This is a genomic window from Caulobacter sp. GW821-FHT09B08, assembly GCF_059418225.1.
Genome location: NZ_JBWKPL010000003.1, coordinates 445,174 through 466,167, shown reverse-complemented (window position 1 = coordinate 466,167; position 20,994 = coordinate 445,174). Strand labels below are relative to the sequence as shown.

The 20,994-nt window shown below is 70.1% G+C and carries 16 protein-coding genes; 8 read left to right on the top strand and 8 right to left on the bottom strand.

Features of this window, described 5'->3' with window-relative positions; genetic code table 11:
* Positions 1–89: 89 nt before the first annotated feature.
* The gene (locus AC07OA_RS12790) at positions 90–818 is read right to left on the bottom strand and encodes an energy transducer TonB family protein (protein ID WP_494664186.1); all 729 of its coding nucleotides are present in this window, start codon (positions 816–818) and stop codon (positions 90–92) included.
* 186 nt (positions 819–1,004) lie between these two features.
* On the opposite strand from AC07OA_RS12790, the gene AC07OA_RS12785 reads away from it, so the two are divergent.
* On the top strand, positions 1,005–1,877 hold the full coding sequence (locus AC07OA_RS12785; protein WP_494664308.1) for a transglycosylase SLT domain-containing protein: 873 nt from the start codon (positions 1,005–1,007) through the stop codon (positions 1,875–1,877).
* A 3-nt stretch (positions 1,878–1,880) separates the two neighbouring features.
* On the opposite strand, the gene AC07OA_RS12780 is transcribed toward AC07OA_RS12785, so the two are convergent.
* Both AC07OA_RS12780 and AC07OA_RS12775 read right to left on the bottom strand, forming a co-directional pair.
* Positions 1,881–3,056, bottom strand: coding sequence for a CaiB/BaiF CoA transferase family protein (locus AC07OA_RS12780; protein WP_494664185.1), 1,176 nt, complete (start codon positions 3,054–3,056; stop codon positions 1,881–1,883).
* Positions 3,057–3,120: 64 nt separating this feature from the next.
* Positions 3,121–4,929 (bottom strand): ATP-binding protein, encoded by a 1,809-nt coding sequence (locus tag AC07OA_RS12775; RefSeq protein WP_494664184.1) that lies wholly within the window; start codon positions 4,927–4,929, stop codon positions 3,121–3,123.
* A 161-nt stretch (positions 4,930–5,090) separates the two neighbouring features.
* Here AC07OA_RS12775 and spbR point away from each other — a divergent pair, with 161 nt between their 5' ends.
* A complete protein-coding gene (spbR, locus tag AC07OA_RS12770) occupies positions 5,091–6,227 on the top strand; it encodes a pole-localized protein SpbR (RefSeq protein ID WP_494664183.1) in 1,137 nt (378 codons plus the stop codon).
* A 61-nt stretch (positions 6,228–6,288) separates the two neighbouring features.
* Positions 6,289–7,053: an NUDIX hydrolase gene (locus AC07OA_RS12765; protein ID WP_494664182.1), complete on the top strand. Its 765-nt coding sequence runs from the start codon at positions 6,289–6,291 to the stop codon at positions 7,051–7,053.
* A gap of 157 nt (positions 7,054–7,210) precedes the next feature.
* Here AC07OA_RS12765 and AC07OA_RS12760 read toward each other — a convergent pair whose 3' ends face one another.
* Positions 7,211–8,440 carry a TetR/AcrR family transcriptional regulator gene (locus AC07OA_RS12760; protein ID WP_494664181.1) on the bottom strand — a complete coding sequence of 410 codons (1,230 nt, stop codon included), beginning with the start codon at positions 8,438–8,440 and terminating at the stop codon, positions 7,211–7,213.
* Between the two features lie 199 nt (positions 8,441–8,639).
* On the opposite strand from AC07OA_RS12760, the gene AC07OA_RS12755 reads away from it, so the two are divergent.
* On the top strand, positions 8,640–10,949 hold the full coding sequence (locus tag AC07OA_RS12755) for a TonB-dependent receptor (protein ID WP_494664180.1): 2,310 nt from the start codon (positions 8,640–8,642) through the stop codon (positions 10,947–10,949).
* Positions 10,950–11,010: 61 nt separating this feature from the next.
* Complete coding sequence (locus tag AC07OA_RS12750; RefSeq protein ID WP_494664179.1) at positions 11,011–12,108, top strand: tyrosine-protein phosphatase; 1,098 nt, start codon at positions 11,011–11,013, stop codon at positions 12,106–12,108.
* Positions 12,109–12,120: 12 nt separating this feature from the next.
* Here the strand turns inward: AC07OA_RS12750 and AC07OA_RS12745 are convergent, their stop codons facing one another.
* From AC07OA_RS12745 to AC07OA_RS12730, 4 genes are read right to left on the bottom strand one after another with little or no spacing between them, the layout of a single operon-like run.
* Positions 12,121–12,759, bottom strand: a complete 639-nt coding sequence (locus AC07OA_RS12745; RefSeq protein WP_494664178.1) for an ABC-type transport auxiliary lipoprotein family protein — start codon at positions 12,757–12,759, stop codon at positions 12,121–12,123.
* The gene (locus tag AC07OA_RS12740; protein ID WP_494664177.1) at positions 12,756–13,694 is read right to left on the bottom strand and encodes an MlaD family protein; all 939 of its coding nucleotides are present in this window, start codon (positions 13,692–13,694) and stop codon (positions 12,756–12,758) included. The genes AC07OA_RS12745 and AC07OA_RS12740 overlap by 4 nt, the downstream gene beginning before the upstream one ends.
* Position 13,695: 1 nt before the next feature.
* Positions 13,696–14,550 (bottom strand): ABC transporter ATP-binding protein, encoded by an 855-nt coding sequence (locus AC07OA_RS12735; protein ID WP_494664176.1) that lies wholly within the window; start codon positions 14,548–14,550, stop codon positions 13,696–13,698.
* Positions 14,547–15,662, bottom strand: a complete 1,116-nt coding sequence (locus tag AC07OA_RS12730; RefSeq protein WP_494664175.1) for an ABC transporter permease — start codon at positions 15,660–15,662, stop codon at positions 14,547–14,549. The genes AC07OA_RS12735 and AC07OA_RS12730 overlap by 4 nt, the downstream gene beginning before the upstream one ends.
* A gap of 351 nt (positions 15,663–16,013) precedes the next feature.
* On the opposite strand from AC07OA_RS12730, the gene AC07OA_RS12725 reads away from it, so the two are divergent.
* The 3 genes from AC07OA_RS12725 to AC07OA_RS12715 all read left to right on the top strand — a co-directional run bounded on the left by AC07OA_RS12725 (position 16,014) and on the right by AC07OA_RS12715 (position 20,951).
* Positions 16,014–17,546 carry a glucan biosynthesis protein G gene (locus tag AC07OA_RS12725; RefSeq protein ID WP_494664174.1) on the top strand — a complete coding sequence of 511 codons (1,533 nt, stop codon included), beginning with the start codon at positions 16,014–16,016 and terminating at the stop codon, positions 17,544–17,546.
* Positions 17,547–17,819: 273 nt separating this feature from the next.
* Positions 17,820–19,337, top strand: a complete 1,518-nt coding sequence (locus tag AC07OA_RS12720) for a globin-coupled sensor protein (RefSeq protein WP_494664173.1) — start codon at positions 17,820–17,822, stop codon at positions 19,335–19,337.
* Positions 19,338–19,394: 57 nt separating this feature from the next.
* Positions 19,395–20,951, top strand: a complete 1,557-nt coding sequence (locus AC07OA_RS12715) for a tryptophan halogenase family protein (protein ID WP_494664172.1) — start codon at positions 19,395–19,397, stop codon at positions 20,949–20,951.
* Positions 20,952–20,994: the final 43 nt, after the last annotated feature.

The following is a 20,994-nucleotide window of genomic DNA, read 5'->3' as shown; positions in this document are numbered from 1 at the left end:
GCCGGAAGGCGCGGCGAGGGACGGCTCCATCGCGACCGATGAGACCACTGGCCGGGCTTCATGCCGCCCGACCGGTGTGGACACGTCTCCTAACCTTCGGCCGCGTTGAAGCGGATCGGGATGCGCACGCTGGCGCCGTCGACGGCCTGGCCGTTCTCCATCTGCGGGCTCATCCGGAAGAACCGCGACAGCTTCAGGGCCGCCTTGCCGAACCCTTCCTCCGACGGGGTCTCGTCCAGCACGCTGCAGGCCTGGATCGAGCCGTTGGCGGCCACCGTGCAGTTCAGGGTGGCCATGCCCCCCACGCCCCGCCGCATGGCGCTTTCGGGGTAGAAGCGGCTGAACTCCGAGGCCCCCGGCTTCTTCAGCCAGTTGGGACGGGTGACCACCTTGGGCGGCTCGGGCTGCGGGGCCACGACGCCGGTCTGGGGCGGCAGCGGCTCGGCGGTGACCGGCCCCGGCCGCGTGGGAGGCGCGTCCTCGTTGGGCTGGAACGGCGACGGCTCCTGCGGGATCTGCGGGATCGGCGTCTTGTGGGTCTGGGGCGGGTTGGATAGCGCCCGGGGCGGGGGAGGCGGCTCGTCCGCCTTCGGCGGCGGGGGCTCCGGATCCTTCCACGGATCGAGTTGGATCTTCCGCGGCTCCTCGTAGTCGCCCACTGGCGGGGCCACCCACTTCTGATAGGCCAGGTAGGCGAACAGGCCCGCATGGCCGGCCGAGACGATGATCAGCGCCGCGACCAGGGCCTTGGACGGCTTGGCCCGGGGCGTGTCGACGCCGGGGATGTAGGAACCGATCGAGCCTTCGTACGCAGTCATGGCGACCTCCTTGCGTCGGCCCCGGGAGAGAGAAGGGGAGCCGATGACCAGAGCTTTTCACGGAGAATTACGTTTGTAAATATTACGGACGTAGAATTTTTACATCCGTAACTGCGACACCCCGACACAGGCAAGTTTTGCCGGGTGGTTAAGGCGCGATTAACCATGCGCGTTCACCTTCCGCGCATGGCCACCGTCACTTCCCTTCGCAGCGTCGTCGAGTCGGCGATCCAGCGCGCCTCCAGCGCGACGGGGGTCGATTTCTCGTTCCTGATGGGCACCGCCAAGCGCGAGAGCGGCTACAATCCCAACGCCAAGGCCGGCACGTCCTCGGCCTCGGGCCTGTTCCAGTTCGTGGACCAGACCTGGCTGTCGACGCTGAAGAAGCACGGCGCCAAGTACGGCTACGCCCGCTATGCCGACCTGATCCAGCAGGGCTCGGACGGCCGTTACCGGGTCACGGGCGACGAGGCCCGCAAGGCCGTGCTGGGCCTGAAGCTGGACCCGCACGCCGCCTCGCTGATGGCCGGCGAGCTGGCCAGCGACCACGCCTCCTATCTGCGCGGCCGGGTGGGACGCTCGCCCACGGCCGGCGAGCTCTACGCCGCCCATTTCCTGGGTCCCCAGGGTTCGGCCCGGCTGATCGAGGCCGTCAACAGCCAGCCCGGCGCCAGCGCCGCGGCCATGTTCCCCGACGCGGCCGCCGCCAACCGCACGATCTTCTATCGCAACGGCCGCGCCGCCACGGTCAGCGAGGTCTACGCCAACCTGACCAAGACGGGCGGCGGCGGCGACGCGGTTCCCGACACCGCGCCCCAGGCCGCGCCGCAGGTCGATACGGGCTTCATGCAGTACGCCTCCGGCCGGCGGCTGGAGCGGATCCAGCAGCAGGAGGCGCTGGTCAATCTGATCCTGCGCGGCTCGCAGGACGTCGACACCAGCGGCTTCGGCATGGGCGGCTCGGGCGGCGGCTCCTCGACCCAGCGCATGGCCAGCTCGATGTTCTCGGCCGAGATGCTGCGCGTGCTGTCGGACGCCAACGACAAGACCAAGCGGTAGGCGCTACCCGAGCGCGGCGATCTTCTCCGCCGACCAGCCGATTTCTTCCAGCACAGCCGCCGTGTGCTCGCCCAGCTTCGGCGCCGGGCCGCGCGGGCCGTCCTCCGCGCCCGGGAACCGAGCGGGTCCGCCCGGCGCCTTGAAGGTTCCGCCGTGGCCGTCCGGGGTGTCCACGAAGCAGCCGGCGGCCGTGGCCTGCGGGTCGGCGACCAGGTCGCGGGGCGTCTGCCAGGGCGCCCAGGTGATGTCGCCGGCGTCCAGCGCCGCCTTGGCCGTCTCGTAGTCCATGGCCGCGAAGGCCTCGTCCAGGATGTCGACCAGGGCCGGGCCGTTCTCGCGGCGCAGGCGGGCGCTCGAAAAGCGCGGGTCCTCGACCAACTCGGGCCGGCCGGCGGCGGCGGCGATCCGCGCCCAGTCGGTGGCCCCCTGGCGGGCCAGCAGACAGATCCAGCGGCCGTCCCGGGTCTGGAAGAAGTTGGCCAGGGGCTGGATCGCCTCGCGCCGGCCGCGGGTGGAGGCCAGCTTGCCGAACCGCAGCTGCACGGCCATGTCGGCCCCGATGGCGTAGACGCCGGTGCGCAGTAGCGACGTCTCCACCAGCCGCCCCACGCCCGTGCGGTGGCGTTCGTGCACCGCCGCCAGGATCGCCGACACCGTCGCCAGCGAGGTGACGTGGTCGCCCATGCCCGTGCGGATCGGCCAGGGCTCCGCGCCCTTCAGGCCGGTGATCGCCCCCACCCCGGCCCGCGACCAGAAGGCGGCGATGTCCATGCCCGGTCGGTCGGCGTCGGGGCCCTCCAGGCCGTAGCCGGTGACGCTGCAATAGACCAGACGCGGATTGACGGCCTTGAGGCTCTCGTGGTCCAGCCCCGCCCGCGCCAGGCCGGCGGGGCGGACATTGGTCAGGAAGACGTCGGCGGTGCGCACGAGGTCCAGCACGGCTTCGCGCCCGGCCGGGCTGCGGATGTCCAAGGCGACCGAGCGCTTGCCCCGGTTGTCCAGCTCGAAGATCGGATTGGCCGCCTGGTCCGAGCCCAGGGTGTCGAAGAAGCCGCGCACCGGGTCGCCGTCGGGCGACTCGATCTTGATCACGTCGGCGCCCCAGTCGGCCATGATCCCGGCCGCGCCGGGGGCGGCGATATAGGTGGCCAGCTCGATGACCCGCAGATCGCGCAGCATGCCGTCCTCCCGCTTTTCTCGTTGCGGGGAGTGTGGACGATTTAAACGTCTGTTGGGAAGCGCCTTAAGCGACGGCCGCCTGGCCGTTAAGGCTCTTGCGATCCAGCGTGGCGGCGTCGGCCACGGCGCGGGCCACGGCGGCGACGCTGACGGGCTTGCGCAGCACGGTGTCGGCGCCGGCGTCCAGGCACTCGCGGGCCTCGTCGGCGTCGCCGCCGATCACCGCGATGATCGCCACCTCGCGGTTGGCGCCATCCAGGGCGCGCAGGGCCGCGGCGGTCTGCGGGCCGTCCAGCACCGGCATGCGGCCGTCCAGCATCACCAGGTCGAAGTCGCAGATGCGGGCCAGGTCCAGGGCGCGGCGGCCGTTCTGGGCGTGGACCACCTGGTGGCCCAGCTGCTCGAGAATGGCCCGCAGCATGGCCGCGTTCAGGGCGTCGTCCTCGGCGATCAGGATGCGCAGGTTGCGCGGCGGGGCGCCGGCGGCCTCGACGGGGGCGGGGGCCTCGCCGCCGACCGGCTCGAAGGCGCACAGGGCGTTCTCGTCGAACGGCAGGGTCAGGGTGAAGCAGCTGCCCACGCCCACGGCGCTGGAGGCGTCCAGGGCCCCGCCCATCAGCTTGGCCAGCTGGCGCGACAGTGACAGGCCCAGGCCCGCGCCGTTGACGCCCGCCCCGGTGCGCTCGACGCGCTGGAAGGCCTGGAACGCCTGGTCCATCTCGGCCGCCGACAGGCCGGGGCCGGTGTCGGCCACCTCGATGGCGATCAGGCCCTCGCGGCGCTCGACCCGCACCTCGATGCGGCCGCGCACGGTGTACTTGACCGCATTGCCCACCAGGTTGGCGACAATCTGGCGGGTGCGCAGGGCGTCGCCCATGGCCGCGCCCAGCTGGCGATGCTCCAGGTCGGGCTCGACGTGGACCACCAGCTCCAGCCCCTTGGCCACGGCGTGGGGGCGGTCCAGCAGGACCAGGTCGCGGACCAGGCGGACAGGCTCGAAGGCCACCGTCTCGACCGCCAGGCGGCCGCTCTCGGCGGTCTCGGAGTCCAGGGTGGCGTTCAGCACCGCGACCAGGTCCTGGGCGGCGTCGAGGGCGGCGTTCAGCTGCTCGCGCGACGGGGCGGCGCGTCCGCCCTTGCCGGCGGCGGCGGCCAGGACGTGGGTCACGCCGGTCAGGCCGTTGCGGATCTCATGGCTGAGAGTGGCGACGATGTCGGACTTGGAGCGGGCGGCGCGCTCGGCGGCCTCCAGCACGCCCAGGCGCTCTTCCAGCAGGGCCTCGTGGGCCAGGGCCAGGCCGTGCTGGCGACGCAGCATGCGGTTCAGCACCAGCGACAGGGCCATGGCCAGGGAGACGCCGCCGAACGCCATGGCGCCGGCCGGCTCGCTCTGCGGATGCGAGAACAGCAGGTACAGCGGACCCGCCGCCGCCACGGGCGCGGTCACCAGCAGGGCCAGCAGGCACGGCGCCGAGAAGAAGATGCAGACCACGGCGGCGCCGGCCGAAAGCAGCAGCAGCGTCTCGCGCACCCCGCCCGAGCCGTCGGCGAACGCGGCCATTTGGCACACCGCCACGGCCCACAGCAGGCCCGACATCACCTGCACCCGCGCCCGGCGGGAGAGGTCCTGAGCGGCCTCGCCGCGCAGCCAGGCCACCACCCCGTAGAAGGCGCCCCAGTTGATCGCGAACACCGCGAAGCTGATCGCCATCCAGCCGGCGTTTTCCGCGAAAGAGCTTGCCCACACATAGATCGGCAGGCTGACGGCGAAGACGGCGAGGGCATAGGGCAGCAGCGCCTGCTGGGCGTCGAGCGCCAGACGGGCCTCGGCGCCGCTGTCCGCGGGGGTGTTTTCTCGGCGCTCGGCGAACAAGGAGGCGATTCCTCGGCTGGTGAGCCGAAACCCTAGGGGATCACGGTTTGCGCCCGGTTACGGCTTATCGTTAATCCCCGCCTGTTTGTGGGGAAAACAATCGTTAAGCCTAACAAGGGATGATCCGATTCCACGCCATCCAAGGGGGGATGGAGAGAACCATGGCCACCACCCGCGCCGCGCTGACCGAACACGACATCCGCATGCTGGTGAAGGGCGCCACGCCCGACGAGCGCGCGCTGGCCGCCCATAAGCTGTGCCGCACCATCGACCGCGCCGAGCTCGACGACGAGCAGCGAGCCCTGGCCGGCGACATCCTCCGCGTGATGGCCGCCGACGCCGCCGAGCTGGTCCGTCGCGCCATGGCCGTGACCCTGCGCAATTCGCCGGTCCTGCCGCCCGATATCGCCAACAAGCTGGCCCGCGACGTGGAGAGCGTGTCGCTGCCGGTGATCAGCTTCTCGCCGGTGTTCAGCGACGCCGACCTGGCCGAGATCGTCCGCCTGGGCGGGCCGGTGCGCCAGATGGCCGTGGCCAAGCGGCCCAAGCTGTCGGCCAAGATCGCCACCCTGCTGGTCGACCAGGGCTCGGAAGACGTGGTCGCCGCCGTCTGCGCCAACGACAACGCGCGCATGGCCGACACCGCCCTGCAGAAGGCGTTGGATCGCTTCGCCAAGTCCGAAAAGGTGCTGAGCGCGGTGGCCTATCGCTCGGCCCTGCCGCTGTCGGTGACCGAGCGTCTGATCGACATGGTCGGCGACCAGCTGCGCGAGCACATCCTGGCCACCCACCCGCTGTCGGCGGAGCGGACCCTGGACCTGATCCTGGACACCAAGGAACGGGCCACCATCGACCTGATCGACCAGGCCGGCCGCACCGCCGACGCCAAGGCCTTCGTCGCCCACCTGCACAGCGTCCAGCGCCTGACGCCGTCGCTGCTGCTGCGGGCTCTCGCCCACGGCCACATGACCTTCTTCGAGTGGGGCGTGGCCGAGCTGGCCGGCGTGCCGCATCACCGCACCTGGCTGATGATCCACGACGCCGGCAGCCTGGGCCTCAAGGCGATCTGCGAGCGGGCCGGCCTGCCGGCGCGCCTGCAGCCGGCCTTCCGCGCCGGCGTCGACGCCTTTCACGCCCTGGAATACGACGGCCGTCCCGGCGACCGCGAGCGCTTCCAGGAGCACATGATCCAGCGCTTCCTCACCTCCTCGACGGCGGTGTCGCGCGAGGACACCGACTATCTGCTGGACCGGGTGGATCGCCTGACGTCGCAGAACCGGATCGCCGAGGCGGGGTAGGGCGCCGAACGCCCGTTCGATCCCTCTGGGCAATCGCGCCGTCCGGCGCCAAGCTCGTGCGATGTCAGAGCGTCCAGAAGAGCCGATCAGGCCCGCCGCCACCATACTGCTGTTGCGTGACCAGCCCGCCTTCGAGGTGCTGATGGTCAAGCGCCACCATCAGATCGACTTCGCGGCCGGCGCCCTGGTGTTTCCGGGCGGCAAGAGCCATGCGGGCGACCACGATCCGACCTGGGTCGACCACGCCACGGGTTGGGAGAGCGTCGGCGACGACGGCGCGCCCCTGCGCATCGCCGCCATTCGCGAGGCCTACGAGGAGGCCGGGGTGCTGCTGGCTCGCGACGCGACCGGCGCGGTCTATGCCGGCGAGGCGGCCATCGACGTGCGCGCCGCCGTGGCCGAGGACCGCGTGGCCTTCCTGGACGTGGTCCGCGAGCTGGGGCTGAAGCTGGACCTTGCGGCCCTGACCCTCTTCGCCCGCTGGATCACCCCGCCCTTGATGACCAAGCGGTTCGACACCTGGTTCTACGTCGCCCACGCCCCCTCGGCCCAGCTGGCGGTCTGCGACGGTCACGAGGCGGTCGACGCCGAATGGATCGCGCCCGCCGACGCCTTGGCCCTGGCGGCGTCGGGAGAGCGCAAGGTGATCTTCCCCACGCGGATGAACCTGCAACTGCTGGCCGAAAGCGCCGACGCCGAAGCGGCCATCGAAACGGCCCGCGCCCGGCCGCTGGTCACCGTCGAGCCCTGGGTCGACGGCCCGTCGCTGCGCATCCAGCCCGACGCGGGCTACGGCGAGGTGAGCGAGCCGCTTTCGGCGCTCTAACTCACCTAAATCCTCGTCATCCCGGGCCTTGTGCCCGGGACCCCTCTGTCCGCCGCAGGTGCGGAAGAGTGGCGCGCTGGCGCGCCAATGCACTTCACGTGAAAGCTGAACCAGGGGTCCCGGGCACAAGGCCCGGGATGACGGATGATGGGGTGCGTTACAGCGGCTCCAAGCTCGCGATGAACCGGTCCTGGATCGCGTCGGCCAGGCGCTCTCGGGCGGCGCGGGGATTCTCGTCGGCCGCGCCGGCGAACCAGATGGCGGACAACAGGCGCGAGAGCAGGCCCGCGCGCAGGGGCATGGCTTCGGGCGGGATGGCGAACAGCTGGCGCAGCGAGTCGCGCACCGTGCCGCCCAGCGAGAAGCGGATCACCGCCGCCGCCCCCGCCAGCTCCGGGCGGCGCAGGGCGGCCAGGAACAGGTGGCGGCGGCGGATGATCGGGCCGGAGAGATCGTCGGCCGTGGCGTGCTCGCGCGTGCCCTCGAACAGGCGGGGAATGGTCAGGATGTCGTTGGGCGGCGGAGCGCCCGGACCCGTCTCGGCCTCGGCCTGGAGTTCGGCCACCTGGCCTCGGATCGCGCCGGCGACCAGGTCCTCGATCTTGCGGAAGTGGTGGGTGACCGAGCCGGTTGTCACGCCGGCGGCGGTGGCGACCGCGCGGTGGGTCAGGCCGGCCAGGCCGCGCGTCTGGACCACCTCGGCGGCGGCCTCGGCGATGCGCATGGCCGAGGGCGCGACCGAGCCGTGGGGGCGGGCGCCGGCGGCGCGCTCGGCCGTGATGAAGGCCCCGCCGTCGGGGCGGACCGGCGCGCCCAGCCAGACGGCGGCGAAATAGTCGATCATCTCGCCGAACGCCGCCCGCTCCAGGGCCGGCGACCAGGCCGACAGATGGAACAGGGCCTCGGACTCGAAGAAGGCGTGCATCAGCCGCCCGTCGATCTCGTTCAGCCCGAAGGTCGCGGCGGCGCGCACCCAGAAGTCGCGCCACAGCCGGGTCCAGTCCGCCGCCGGACCTTGGCCGGGGCTGACGGCCAGGGCCTCTTGATAGAGCAGGGCCAGGGGGCGGGCGTCGCGGGTCCAGGCGGTCAGCACGTGGTCCAGCGCCCGGGCCGCGCCGTCCGGCGTGGCGGGCAGGGCGGCGATCTCGCCTTCCCAGGTCTCGAGCCGCTCGGCCGTCTGACGGACGCCGTGCTCCAGCGCCGCTAGTAACAAACGTTCTATGTTGCCGAAGTTGTAGTTGATCGCGCTGGGTGACGCTCCGGCTGCGGCCGCCACCGAGCGGGCCGAGGTTCCGGCGAATCCGTGCTCGGAAATCTGCTGGGCGGCGGCCAGGACCAGGCGATCGACACGGCGATCTTCATCGCCCGACTGCGGGGTTTGCGACATATTTGACGTGAAGGTCGCCGAAGGCGGGCGTACAACCATCCTGCATTCTCCGCAGCGGCGGCGACCGGCGCAAGCCCGATGTCGGAGAACGGCGAGCTTCACAGGATTGCAACATAACATTCGTTCTAAGGTCACGCGCCGAGCTTAGGCACCCACCCCATCGGCTGCGAGGGGCAGCGGCAAAGTTTTGGGGTGTCTTATGGGACGGCGAATTCACAACACGGCGCTGCGGGCCGGCCTGCTGGCCAGCGCGGCGATCCTGGCCGTGAGCGGGCAGGCCTGGGCCAAGGCGGCTCCGGACGCAGCTCTGGCGGACACGACGGCGGCTCCGGAAGCCGACGGCGCCTTCGCTCTGGCCGAGGTGGTGGTCACCGCCCAGAAGCGCACGACCAACCTGCAGGATACCCCCATCGCCATCTCGGCCTTGGACGCCGAGGCCCTGAAGGCCCGTCACGTCCAGTCGATCGAAGACCTGGGCGACGGCACGATCCCGTCGCTGCGCGTGGCGCCGTTCTTCTCGCGCAAGTCGGCCCTGACCATCGGCATGCGCGGCATCGGCTCGTCGGGCGACGCCAACCAGCCGGCCCGCGACCAGGCCGTCGGCGTCTATATCAACGGCGTCTATCTGGGCCGCGCCCAGGGCCTGGGCTCGGCGCTGTACGACGTCGAGCGCATCGAGGTGCTGAAGGGCCCGCAAGGCACGCTGTTCGGCCGCAACACCGAAGGCGGCGCGATCAGCATCGTCACCAAGGCCCCGACCGGCGAGTTCGGCGTCAACACCACGCTCGGCTACGGCAACTACAATGCCTACAAGGCCGAGAGCCACATCAACCTGCCGGAATTCCACAATGTCAGCGTCAAGGTCGACGCCCTGCTGAGCAAGCGGGACGGCACGGCCAAGAACCCGACCACCAGCGGCCAGCCGGACTTCAACGCCTACGACAAGCGCGGCTTCCAGGTGGAAGCCCTGTGGCGTCCGACCGACGACTTCAGCGCCAGCTACGCCTTCGACGACTCCTACGACGCCAGCACGCCGTACCTGGTGCAGCTGCTGAGCAAGGGCCTCTATCCCACCGCCCCGATCGCGCCGCCGCAGCCCGACCGCGCCAGCGAGGCCCGGATCGGCGTGCCGCTGCGCATGAGCGAGGGCTTCACCTGGGGCCACCGCCTGAACCTGAACTGGAAGGTGGCCGACGGCCTGGAGCTGAAGTCCATCACCTCGTACCGCGACCTCAAGCAGGGCCAGTACGACAATTCGGGCGTCATCCTGGGCGTGTTCGCGCCCAACGCCACCTTCGCCCGCTACAGCATCGCCAACACCTGGCAGGACCAGTTCAGCCAGGAATTCCAGGCTATCGGCAAGACCGAGCGGCTCGACTACGTGGTCGGCGCCTTCTACTTCCGTGAAAACGTCAACGACAACGCCCAGACGCCCAACAGCCTGCAGTGGAACGCCACGGGCACAGGCTACACCACCCTGTCGCTGAACCTGAACGCCGTGCCGTTCGACCGCGTCAGCCACGCCCAGACCACCAGCTACGGCGCGTTCGGCCAAGCGGTGTGGACCCCGCCGATCCTGGACGACGCCCTGCACGTGACGCTGGGCGGCCGCCTGACCAAGGACGAGCGGAAGGGGGGCCTGACGGTCGTCAACGGCGCCCTGCCGGTCTATTTCGACGCCAACAACAACAAGATCACCGGCATCGTCCCGCTGGACGAGTCGTGGAGCCACTTCGACCCGTTGGTGACCGTGGCCTATGCGGTGGCGCCCAACGTCAACGTCTATGGCCGCTGGAGCACCGGCTACAAGGCCGGCGGCGCCAACTCGCGTTCGCTGACCTATCGCGCCTTCGATCCCGAGAAGGTCTCGATGTACGAGGTCGGCGCCAAGACCGAGTTCTGGGATCGCCGGGCCCGCCTGAACGTCGCCGCCTATTCGGGCGACCTCAAGGACGTGCAGGTCGACTTCAACACCATCGTGCTCAACAACAACCGCGGCACGCTGGAGACCACCAACGCCGCCACGGGCAAGACCAAGGGCTTCGAGGCCGACTTCGCCCTGACGCCGGTCGAGGGCCTGACCCTGTCGGGCAGCTACGCCTACACCGACACCAAGCTGTCCAAGGCCTTCAACCCGTTCACCGGCGCCTATGTGCCGATCTATCCGATCTTCACGCCGAAGAACGCCTACAGCATCGCGGCCGACTACGAGCGTCCGGCTTTCGGGGCCACCTTCCGGGCCCACCTGGACGGCTCCTATGCCGACGGCCAGTACGCCAACACCACCGACAACACGCTCAGCGACGACAGCTTCATCGTGAATGGCCGCCTGGCCCTGACCGACATCCGGGCCACGCAAGACGGTCCGGCGCTGCAGCTGTCGCTGTGGTCGCGCAACCTGCTCAACGAGGCCCACGCCTTCATGCGGGCCAACGGCGGGGTGCTTGGCTACTACGGCATCTACAACGAGCCGCGCACCTACGGTTTCGAACTGAACGTCAAATTCTAACCCCTGCAACCTGGATCGGGTGGCGGGGAGGCCGCCCGGTCCGTCTTTTCGGAGCAAGATCATGGACCGTCGTAAGTTCCTGCTGGCCGGCGTCGCCACCGGCGCCGCCGCCGTGGCCTCGGCCGCCTTCGCCGCCGCCGCCGCGCCGCTGGACGGGACCGCCACGCGCGTCTCGCCCCAGGCCGTGCGCCTGGAGTGGAACGGCAAGGCCAAGCCGACCTCGGTCTATGTGTCGTCCAACCCCGCCGCCACGGCCCGGGGCCTGAAGCCGGCCAGCCTCAACGTGGTGGGCGGGGCCGTCGAACTGCCGGCCGCCGTCACGCCGCGCCCCTATTTCCTGCTGGCCGAGAAGGGCGGGCGCCAGACGCGCGTCGCCGAGCGCCTGCTGCCGCTGGAAGGCGGCCGCAACTTCCGGGACATCGGCGGCTATCGCGGGGCCGGCGGGCGCCAGGTGGCCTGGGGCAAGATCTATCGTTCGGGCGTGATGAGCGGCCTGACCAGCGCCGACTTCGACTATCTGTCGGCCCTGGGGATCAAGACGATCTGCGACCTGCGCAACCCGCACGAACGGGCCGGGGAGCCGACGCCGTACCTGGCCAACGGCAAGGCCAAGGTCGTGGCCTTCGACTACGACATGAACGCCTCGATGGCCAAGCTGGCCGGCGCGACCACCAAGGCCCAGGCCGTGGACGTGTTCGCCGAGTCCTACGTCCAGTTCCTCGACATGCTGACGCCGCACTACACCGACCTCTTCGCGCGCCTGGTGGCCAACGAGGGGCCGCTGGCCCTCAACTGCAGCGCCGGCAAGGACCGCACGGGCATGGGCGCGGCCCTGATCCTGTCGGTGCTGGGCGTGCCGCGCGAGACGGTGATCGCCGACTACGCCCTGACCCAGGTCTACACCCCGCCGTCCTACTACCGCGCGCAGATGGCCAAGGTCGGGGCCCCGACCGCCGGCATGACGCCTCAGCAGATGCAGGCCTTCGCCCGCATGCCGCCCGAGGTGCTGGACGTGATCATGGGTTCGGACCCCGCCGTCATGCGTCAGGCCCTGGCGGCCATCGACGCCAAGTTCGGCGGCCCGGTGGCCCTGGCCAAGGCCCGCTTCGGCCTGACCGACAAGTCCATCGCGAAGCTGCGGAAGACCTATCTGGCGTAGCGGGGAGGGGCCTTAAGCCTTCGGCTCCTTGGCCCCGATCTCGCTGACCCACGTGACGATCTCCGACAGCGCCTGACCGACAGCCTTGTCGTAGGCGGGGACGATGGCCGAGAGGCGGTTCTCGGAGGTCTTCACGCGGGCCACGAACACCTTGTCGCCCAGGAGGGCGCGGTCGTTGCTGCGGGTGACGACCGCGCGGATCTCGACCAGCACCTCGGGCGCGGCCTTGGGGCCGTTCACATAGTCGGTCTCGAACGAGCGGACCTCCAGGCGCAGGGCGGCGACGGCCTTGGCCGCCTCGCCGCGCGTCACCAGGCGGGCCTTGCTGCCGCCGCTCTCGAAGGCCCGGGCCACGGCCTCGTCGAACAGCACGATGGCCGGCGACACCCAGCGGGCGTCGGCGATATAGGCCGCCTCGCCGTTGGTCACCGACAGCAGCCGGTCGCTCATCGCCGCGCGGGTGAAGACGGTGGGCGTCTTGTAGATCCCGAAGCTCTTCTCGGCGGCCGGGGTCGACTGCTCCAGCGCGTCGTGGCCGAAGCGGTAGAGGCCCGCCGGGTTCGATTTGGGGAACAGGCTGATGCAGCCGGTGAGGGCGACCGCGGCGGCGGCGACGCCCAGCGTTCGCAGGGTGGTGCGCAACAGGCTCACGGCTTGACCTCCAGTTCCTTGGCCGGCGCCTTGCCCACGAGGGCGCGCGGGTTCTGTTCGACTTCGCTGACCAGCCGGTCCAGGGACTCGGCGGCCGACTGCAGGGTGACGACGGCCGACGACAGCTGCGGCAGGCCGGTGGTGGCGAAGTCGCTGGTCGGGCCTTCCAGCTTGCCGACCATGCCGCGCACGTCCTTGGCGGTGGCCTTCAGCTCGTCGGCGGCGTCGCCCAGGTTCTTCAGGGTGCGCTTGGCGTCGCCGTTGGCCAGGCCGTTGACCGAGTCCGACAGCTCGCCGATGCGGGTCGAGGTGGCCTCGATGCTCTGCAGGGCCTTCTGGGCGTCGGCGATGATCTCCTTGCGCTCGCGCAGTTCGGCGGTGACCGACTGCACGTCGCTGATCGAGGCGCTGAAGGTCTTGATATTGTCGTCCGACAGCACGCGATTGACGCGGTCCAGAGCCTCGATGGTGCGGGTCAGCACCGTGCCGCCGCCTTCCAGGAGGTCGGACAGGGCGCTGCGCTGGCTGCGGATCACCGGCACCTCGCCGCCGTGCACGGTGGTCTTCAGCAGCGGCTTGGACGGGGCGCCGGCGGTGATCTGCACGTAGTTCACGCCCGTGATGCCCTGCGGCTCCAGGGTGGCGAAGCTGTCGGTCTTGATCGGCACGTCCGAGGTGACGCGCACGCGGGCGATCACGCGGTTGGGGTCGGACTTGTCGAGCGCGATCTTGGTGACCTCGCCCACCTTGATGCCGTTGAAGTGCACCTCGCCGCCGTCCGACAGGCCGCGCACGGGGCCGACGAACAGCACGTCGTAGAGGTCGTACTCCTGGCTGAAGCTGAGCTTGGCCAGCCAGACGCCGAAGACCACCAGACCCATGAACAGGATCAGGGTCGCCGCACCGACCAGGGCGTAGTTGGCGTTTCTTTCCATCTCAGCTCGTCCTCGGTGCCGGCTTGGGCTTGGACTGCCCGGCCGCCGCGCGACCGCGCGGTCCCATGAAGTATTCCTGGATCCAGGGGTGGTCGTTCTTTTCCAGCTCGGAGACCGAGCCGGTGGCCACCACGTGCTTGTCGGCGATCACCGCGATCCGGTCGGTGATCTCGTAGAGGGTGTCCAGGTCGTGGGTGATCATGAACACCGTCAGGTCCAGGCTGTCGGACAGGTCCTTGATCAGGGTGTCGAAGGCCGCGGCGCTGATGGGGTCCAGGCCCGCCGTGGGCTCGTCCAGGAACAGCAGTTCGGGGTCCATGGCCAGGGCCCGGGCCAGACCGGCGCGCTTGCGCATGCCGCCCGACAGCTCGGCGGGCTTGAGGTTACCGGCCCGGGCGGGCAGGCCGACCAGGGCGATCTTCAGGTCGGCCAGATGATCGATCTCGCGCTTGGACAGGCGCGTGTGCTCGTGCAACGGCGCGGCGACGTTCTCGCGCACGGTCAGGTTCGAGAACAGCGCGCCCTGCTGGAACAGCACGCCCCAGCGGCGCTCGATCACGCTCCAGCGCGTGCGCGAGGCGTCGGCCATGTCCTGGCCGAACAGCTTGACGCTGCCGCCGTCGGGAATCTTCAGGCCGATGATGGTGTTGAGCAGCACCGACTTGCCGGCGCCCGAGCCGCCCACCACGCCCAACACCTCGCCGCGATTGACGGTCAGGTCCAGGTCATTGTGGATGACGTTGTCGCCGAACCGCGAGACCAGGCCCGTGACCCGGATCGGCGGGGCTTCGGCGGTGGAGGGGGCGTCGGCCTCGACGGTGGCCGCGCCGACGATATCCGTGGACGAGGCCGTCATACGTTCAGCTCCATGTAGATCAGGGCGAACACGGCATCGATGGCGATGATGGCGAAGATGGCGTGGACCACGGCGGCGGTGACCCGGCGGCCCAGGGACTCCACGTCGTTGCCCACCTCCATGCCCTGGCGGCAGCCGATGGCGGCGATGACCATGGCCATGACCGGGGCCTTGGACATGCCGATCCACAGGTGCTGGGCGCCGACGGAGTCCTGCATGCGCTGCAGGAAGAAGGTCGGCGACAGGTCCAGCACCACCCAGGTCACCAGCATGCCGCCCGCCAGGCCCGCCAGGGTGGCCACGAAGGTCAGCAGCGGGATGGTGATCAGCATGGCGGCGAAGCGCGGCAGCACCAGGGCCTCGTAGGGATCGACGCCCATCACCTGCATGGCGTCGATTTCCTGGTTCATCTTCATCGAGCCGATCTCGGCGGCGAAGCTGGAGGCCGAGCGGCCGGCCAGCAGGATGGCGGTGATCAGGATGTTGAATTCGCGCAGCACCGAGATGCCGATCAGCTCGACGGCGAACACCTGGGCCCCGAACTGGGTCAGCAGGTTGGCGCCCAGCAGGGCCACGACCGCGCCGATGAAGAAGGTGGTGGTGGCCACGATCGGAATGGCGTCCAGGCCCGCCCGCTCGGCCAGCGACACCACCGGCGCCCAGCGGATGCGGCTGGGCTTGGCGATGCAGCGTCCGATGGCCACCAGCAGGTGACCCAGGAACGCCATGGTGCTGTAGAGGTCGTCGCCCAAGCCGTAGACGCCCCGGCCGATGCGCTCCAGCAGGGCCTGGAAGCCTTTCTGCGGCGGGGCGGCCTCGGGCTCGACCTGGATGGCGTCGCCGACCAGTTGCAGCAGGCGCAGGGTGCGCTGGTTGGCCTTGATCTTGCCGGCGCTCACCCGGCCGTCGGCGGCGCGGATGATGGCGTAGGCCCCGGCGGTGTCGCAGCGGGTGATGTCGGTCAGGTCCAGGTCGACGGCGTCCGAGCCGTCCATGGCCGCGACCAGGCGCTCGCCGGCGTCGACCAGGCCGCGCGCGGTCCATTCCCCGGAAAGCACGGCGACGCGGTGCTTGCCGTGATCGTGGAAGATGAAATCAGCCGGAGCGCCCATCTAAGCCTTGCTGGTCCCTGTTCCCGACGTTCCCAGCCCCAACTCAGGCCCGATCCAAGCTGCAACGCATCAAGGCGCAGCTTGTTTCCGTCAGACATATTCGGCGTCGCCCGGCCGCGCCAGCCCAAGCGCCATGTTAGCGCCATTGATCCGGACCGCGAACGACTCCGTCCGGATACGAGCCTACTTCAGAGGCGCGCCGATAGAACCTTTTGTCTGCGAAGAGGCCTCTGTTCGCAAAGAGACGGGGCGCGCCGTTCAATCGCCCAGATCGAGGCGAATGGTCGGGAGCGATGTCGCCCAGGCTGCGTTCCCTGGCGTTCGCACAACCGATCGTTCTAAAAGGCGCGCATGTTTTCCAGTTCCGTGAACCGGCGCGCGGCGCTCGGCAAGCTGTCGCTGTCGGCGATCCTGGCGCTCGCGCCCCGTCTGGCGGCCGCCCAAGGCCCCGCCGCCCAGGCTGCCGACGACGCCGCCCAGCCGTTTTCCGTCGAGCTGCTGCGCGACAAGGCCCGCGCCCTGGCCGCCGCGCCCTTCGCCAAGCCGCCGGCCCCGCCCACCATCACGGGCCTGTCCTACGACGACTATTTCCGCATCCGCTTCCGGCGCGAGGCCGACCTGTGGAAGGACCGCCAGCCGCCGTTCCGGGCCGAGTTCTTCCCGCCCGCCTGGCTCTATCCGCGCCCGCTGCCGATCTTCGAGGTGGCCGGCGGTCTGGCGCGGCCCATCGCCTTCGACCCGGCCATGTTCGAGATCCCCGGCGAGCACGCCGACGTGGCCAAGGACTGGAACGGCTTTTCGGGCTTCCGCCTGCTGTGGCCGTTGAACGATCCGGACAAGATGGACGAGATCGCCGTGTTCCAGGGCGCCAGCTATTTCCGCAGCCTGGGGCGCGGTCAGCGCTACGGCCTGTCGGCGCGCGGCCTGGGCATCGGGGCGGGCGAGCCGAACGAGGAGTTCCCCGACTTCGTTGCGTTCTGGCTGGAGCGGCCGGACATCGGCGGCGAGGCGGTGACCGTCCACGCCCTGATGGATAGCGTGAGCTGCACGGGCGTCTACAGCTTCGCGATCCGGCCGGGCGACGACGTGGTGTTCGACGTCACCGCCAGCGTCTTCCCGCGCCAGTCGATGCCGAAGGCGGGCGTGGCGGCGATGAGCAGCATGTTCCTGTTCAGCGTGGCCGATCCCTCGCCGGTCCAGGACTTCCGCACCGCCGTCCACGACAGCGACGGCCTGGCGATCTGGACGGGGCAGGGCCAGCACCTGTGGCGCGTCCTGCAGAACCCCAAGGCCCACCGTCTTTCCAACTTCCCGGACGAGAACCCCAAGGGCTTCGGCCTGGTCCAGCGCGCCCGGGCGCTGGAGGACTTCGGCGACCTGCAGGCCCGCTACGACCTGCGGCCCAGCCTCTGGGTCGAGCCGCTGGACGGCTGGGGCAAGGGGGCGGTGCACCTGGCCGAACTGGCCACCACCAAGGAAACCGACGACAACATCGCCATCTTCTGGCGGCCCGAGGCGCCGTGGACGGCGGGTTCGCGGGTCGACCTGCGCTATCGCCTCTATTGGGGCCAGGAGCGGTTCGCCAGCCCCGACGCGCGGGTGTTCCGCACCCGCACCGGCGCCGATGCGCAAGCGGGCCTGCGCCTTTTCACCGTCGACCTGCAGGGCGGCGCCCTGGCCGAGGGGCTGGACGGGGTGTCGCTGGAGGTCACGGCCGACGGCGGGACCATCGCCTGGAAGGACCTGTCGCCCTATCCCGATGAAGCGGCGGCCCGCGCCGCCTTCGGTCTGAAGCCGGCCGGAGCGGACGTGGACCTGTCGCTGCGGCTGGTGCGGGGCGAGCAGGCGATCTCGGAGACCTGGCGGTATCGCTGGACGGCGTAGATTTTCCTTCTCCCCTTGCGGGAGAAGGTGTCGGCAAAGCCGACGGATGAGGGGTCGATAAACCTGTCGGCGTGGCGTCCAGAACTTGCCGCTGAAGCGGCTGTTCCTGCCTTCGACTCCTCACCCGACCCGCTTCGCGGGCCACCCTCTCCCGCAAGGGGAGAGGGAAGATTTCCACAGTCTCTCCCTCAAACAGCCCCGCTTAAATCGTGGTTAATGAATTCCCGTCACGCCTATCGCCCTAAGAACAGAACAGTGACTCGGGGGCGTCGCATGAGCATCAACCACCAGCTCGACCAACGTCTGAGCTTCATGCGGTTCGACCATCGATCCCGGACGGCGCTTCAGGCGGCCAAGCCGGTGCTGGACGAGGCGGCGCCCTCGGCGCTGGAGAGCTTCTACGAGCAGCTTCGCAACTTCGCCGAGACGCGCGGCCTGTTCTCGGGCGGACGCGGGGAAAGCGCCCAGGTGCGCCAGATCGCCCATTGGCGGCGGATGTTCTCGGGCGATCACGGCGCCGACTATCTGGCGGCGGTCGAGCGCATCGGCCAGTCCAACGCCCGGGCGGGCCTGGAGCCGCGCTGGTCGATCGGCGGCTACGCCCTGGTGCTGGACAAGCTGATCCACGCGGTGCTGGGCAAGAAGGCCAAGAGCGGCCTGTTCGCCGGCAAGGCCGACGAGGCGGCGGCCGACCAGGTGGCGGCCCTGACCAAGGCGGTGTTCCTGGACATGGACCTGGCCGTCTCGGCCTATTTCAAGGTGCTGATGGACGAGCGCGACCGGCTGGAGGCCGAGCGCCAGGCGTCCGAGCAGCAGCAGGCCGCCGCCGTCGCGGCCCTGGGCGTGGCCCTGTCCAAGCTGGCCTCGGGCGACCTGTCGGCCCGCGTCGAGGGCGTCCTCGCGCCCGAGTTCGAGAGCCTGAAGATCGATTTCGACAACGCCGCCACGGCCCTGGACAAGGCCATGAACGCGGTGTCGCGCGGGGCCTTCAGCATCCGCTCCGGCACGGACGACATCGCCCGCGCCGCCGACGACATGGCCGAGCGCACCGAGCAGCAGGCCTCGACCCTGCAGCAGACCGCCGCAGCCGTCGAAGAACTGACCGCCACGGTCGACCGCACCGCCAAGAGCGCCCGTCAGGTCTCGGCCCAGGTGGGCGAGGCGGCCGCCGACGCCAAGGCCTCGGGCGAGGTGGTCACCCGCGCCGCCGAGGCCATGACCCAGATCGAAAGCTCGTCGGCCCGGGTCTCGCAGATCCTGGGCGTCATCGACGAGATCGCCTTCCAGACCAACCTCCTGGCCCTGAACGCAGGCGTCGAAGCGGCTCGCGCCGGCGACGCCGGCCGAGGCTTCGCGGTGGTGGCCCAAGAGGTGCGGGCCTTGGCCCAACGCTCGGCCGACGCGGCCAAGGAGATCAAGACCCTGATCGCCGACTCCAGCCGCCAGGTGGGCGAGGGCGTCGACCTGGTGGGCCGGACGGGCGAGGCCCTGCGCGGCATCGTCCAGAAGGTGGGCGCCATCGACAGCCTGGTCGACGAAATCGCCGCCTCGGCCAACGAGCAGGCCGCGGCCCTGGGCCAGGTCAATGTGGCCGTGACCCAGCTGGACCAGGTGACCCAGCGCAACAGCGCCATGGTGCAGCAGTCGGCCCAGGCCACCCACGCCCTGCGCGCCGAGGCCGCCGATCTCTCCAACCACGTCAGCGGCTTCCGCACGGGTTCGGCGGCGGCGGGCCATCCGGTGCACGAGGCCCGCGCCCGCGTGGCCGCCTTCGCGCGTCCTGGTCGATAGGTTTGGGCCGGTAACTTTGCTTTCCGCTTTCGGGGCGGGGCGCGCTATCAAGGGCGCATGGATCGCAGACGTAGAATCCTGATCGTCGGGGGCGGCACGGCCGGGTGGCTGACGGCCGCCTATCTGGCCAAGTCGCTGCGGATCGCCGAGCAGGCGCATCTGGAGATCACGCTTCTGGAGTCGCCCGACGTCGGCATCATCGGCGTGGGCGAGGCGACCTTCCCGACCATCCGCACCACCCTGCAGTTCCTGGGGATCGACGAGGCCCGGTTCATCCGCGCCACCTCGGCCACCTTCAAGCAGGGCATCCGCTTCGTCGACTGGGCCCGCGCGCCCGAGGACGGCAAGCATCACCAGTACTTCCACCCGTTCGAGGCGCCGTTCTCGACCGACGGCGCGTCGCTGGCGCCCTACTGGCTGCTGCAGGACGAGAAGACCCGCGCCCCCTTCGCCGAGGCCATGACCATCCAGGCCCGGGTCGCCGACGCCCAGCGCGCGCCCAAGCGCTCGCACGAGGGCAACTTCTCCGGCCCGCTGAACTACGCCTACCACTTCGACGCCGCCAAGCTGGCCCAGGTGCTGGCCGAGCGCGCGGTGGAGCTGGGCGTGCGCCACCTGCAGGGCCTGCTGACGGGCGTGAAGCTGGACGAGACCGGCGCCATCGACCACGTGATCTCGCAGGAGCACGGGCGGCTGGACGCCGACCTCTATATCGACTGCACGGGCTTCCGGGCCGAGCTGATCGGCCAGGCCCTGAAGGCCCCGTTCAAGTCGGCGCGGTCGATCCTGTTCGCCGACCGGGCCCTGGCCTGCAAGATTCCCTACGACCGCCCGGACGCGCCGATCCAGAGCTTCACCGTCGCCACCGCCCACGAGGCCGGCTGGACCTGGGACATCGGCCTTGCCGGCGCGCGCGGCGTCGGCTGCGTCTATTCCAGCGACCACATGAGCGACGACCGCGCCGAGGCGATCCTGCGCGGCTATGTGGGGGAGGGGGCGGATATCGCGCCCCGCGCCCTGGCCTTCGACGCCGGCTACCGCACCAAGCAGTGGGTGAAGAACTGCGTCGCCGTGGGCCTGTCGGCCGGCTTCCTGGAGCCTCTGGAATCGACGGGCGTGGTGCTGATCGAGGCGGCGGTGGCCATCATCGCCGAGCTCTTCCCGCACAACGGTCCGATCAGCGCCCCGGCCTTCCGCTTCAACGAGCTGATGACGGCCCGCTACGACAACATCATCACCTTCCTGAAGCTGCACTACTGCCTGAGCCAGCGGACCGAACCGTTCTGGCGGGCCAACGCCGACCCGGCTTCGATCCCGGAGCGCCTGACCGATCTGCTGGAGCAATGGCGCTGGCGTCCGCCCACCCGCTACGACTTTATCCTGGACCTGGAGACCTTCGCCTTCTTCAACTACCAGTACATCCTGTACGGCATGGGCTTCAAAACCGACCTGTCGCCGGGCCGCAGCGAGTTCCCGGACGTGGCCGCCGCCGACAAGCTGTTCGCCAAGATCAAGACCTTCGGCGACCGCGCCACCCAGGACCTGCCCAGCCACCGCGACCTGATCGCCCAGATCAACAGCTTCGGCTTCGACCGGACGTTGGAGCAGGCCTAAAAGAAAGGCCCCCGCTCCGGCAGGAGAGCGAGGGCCCAGGGAA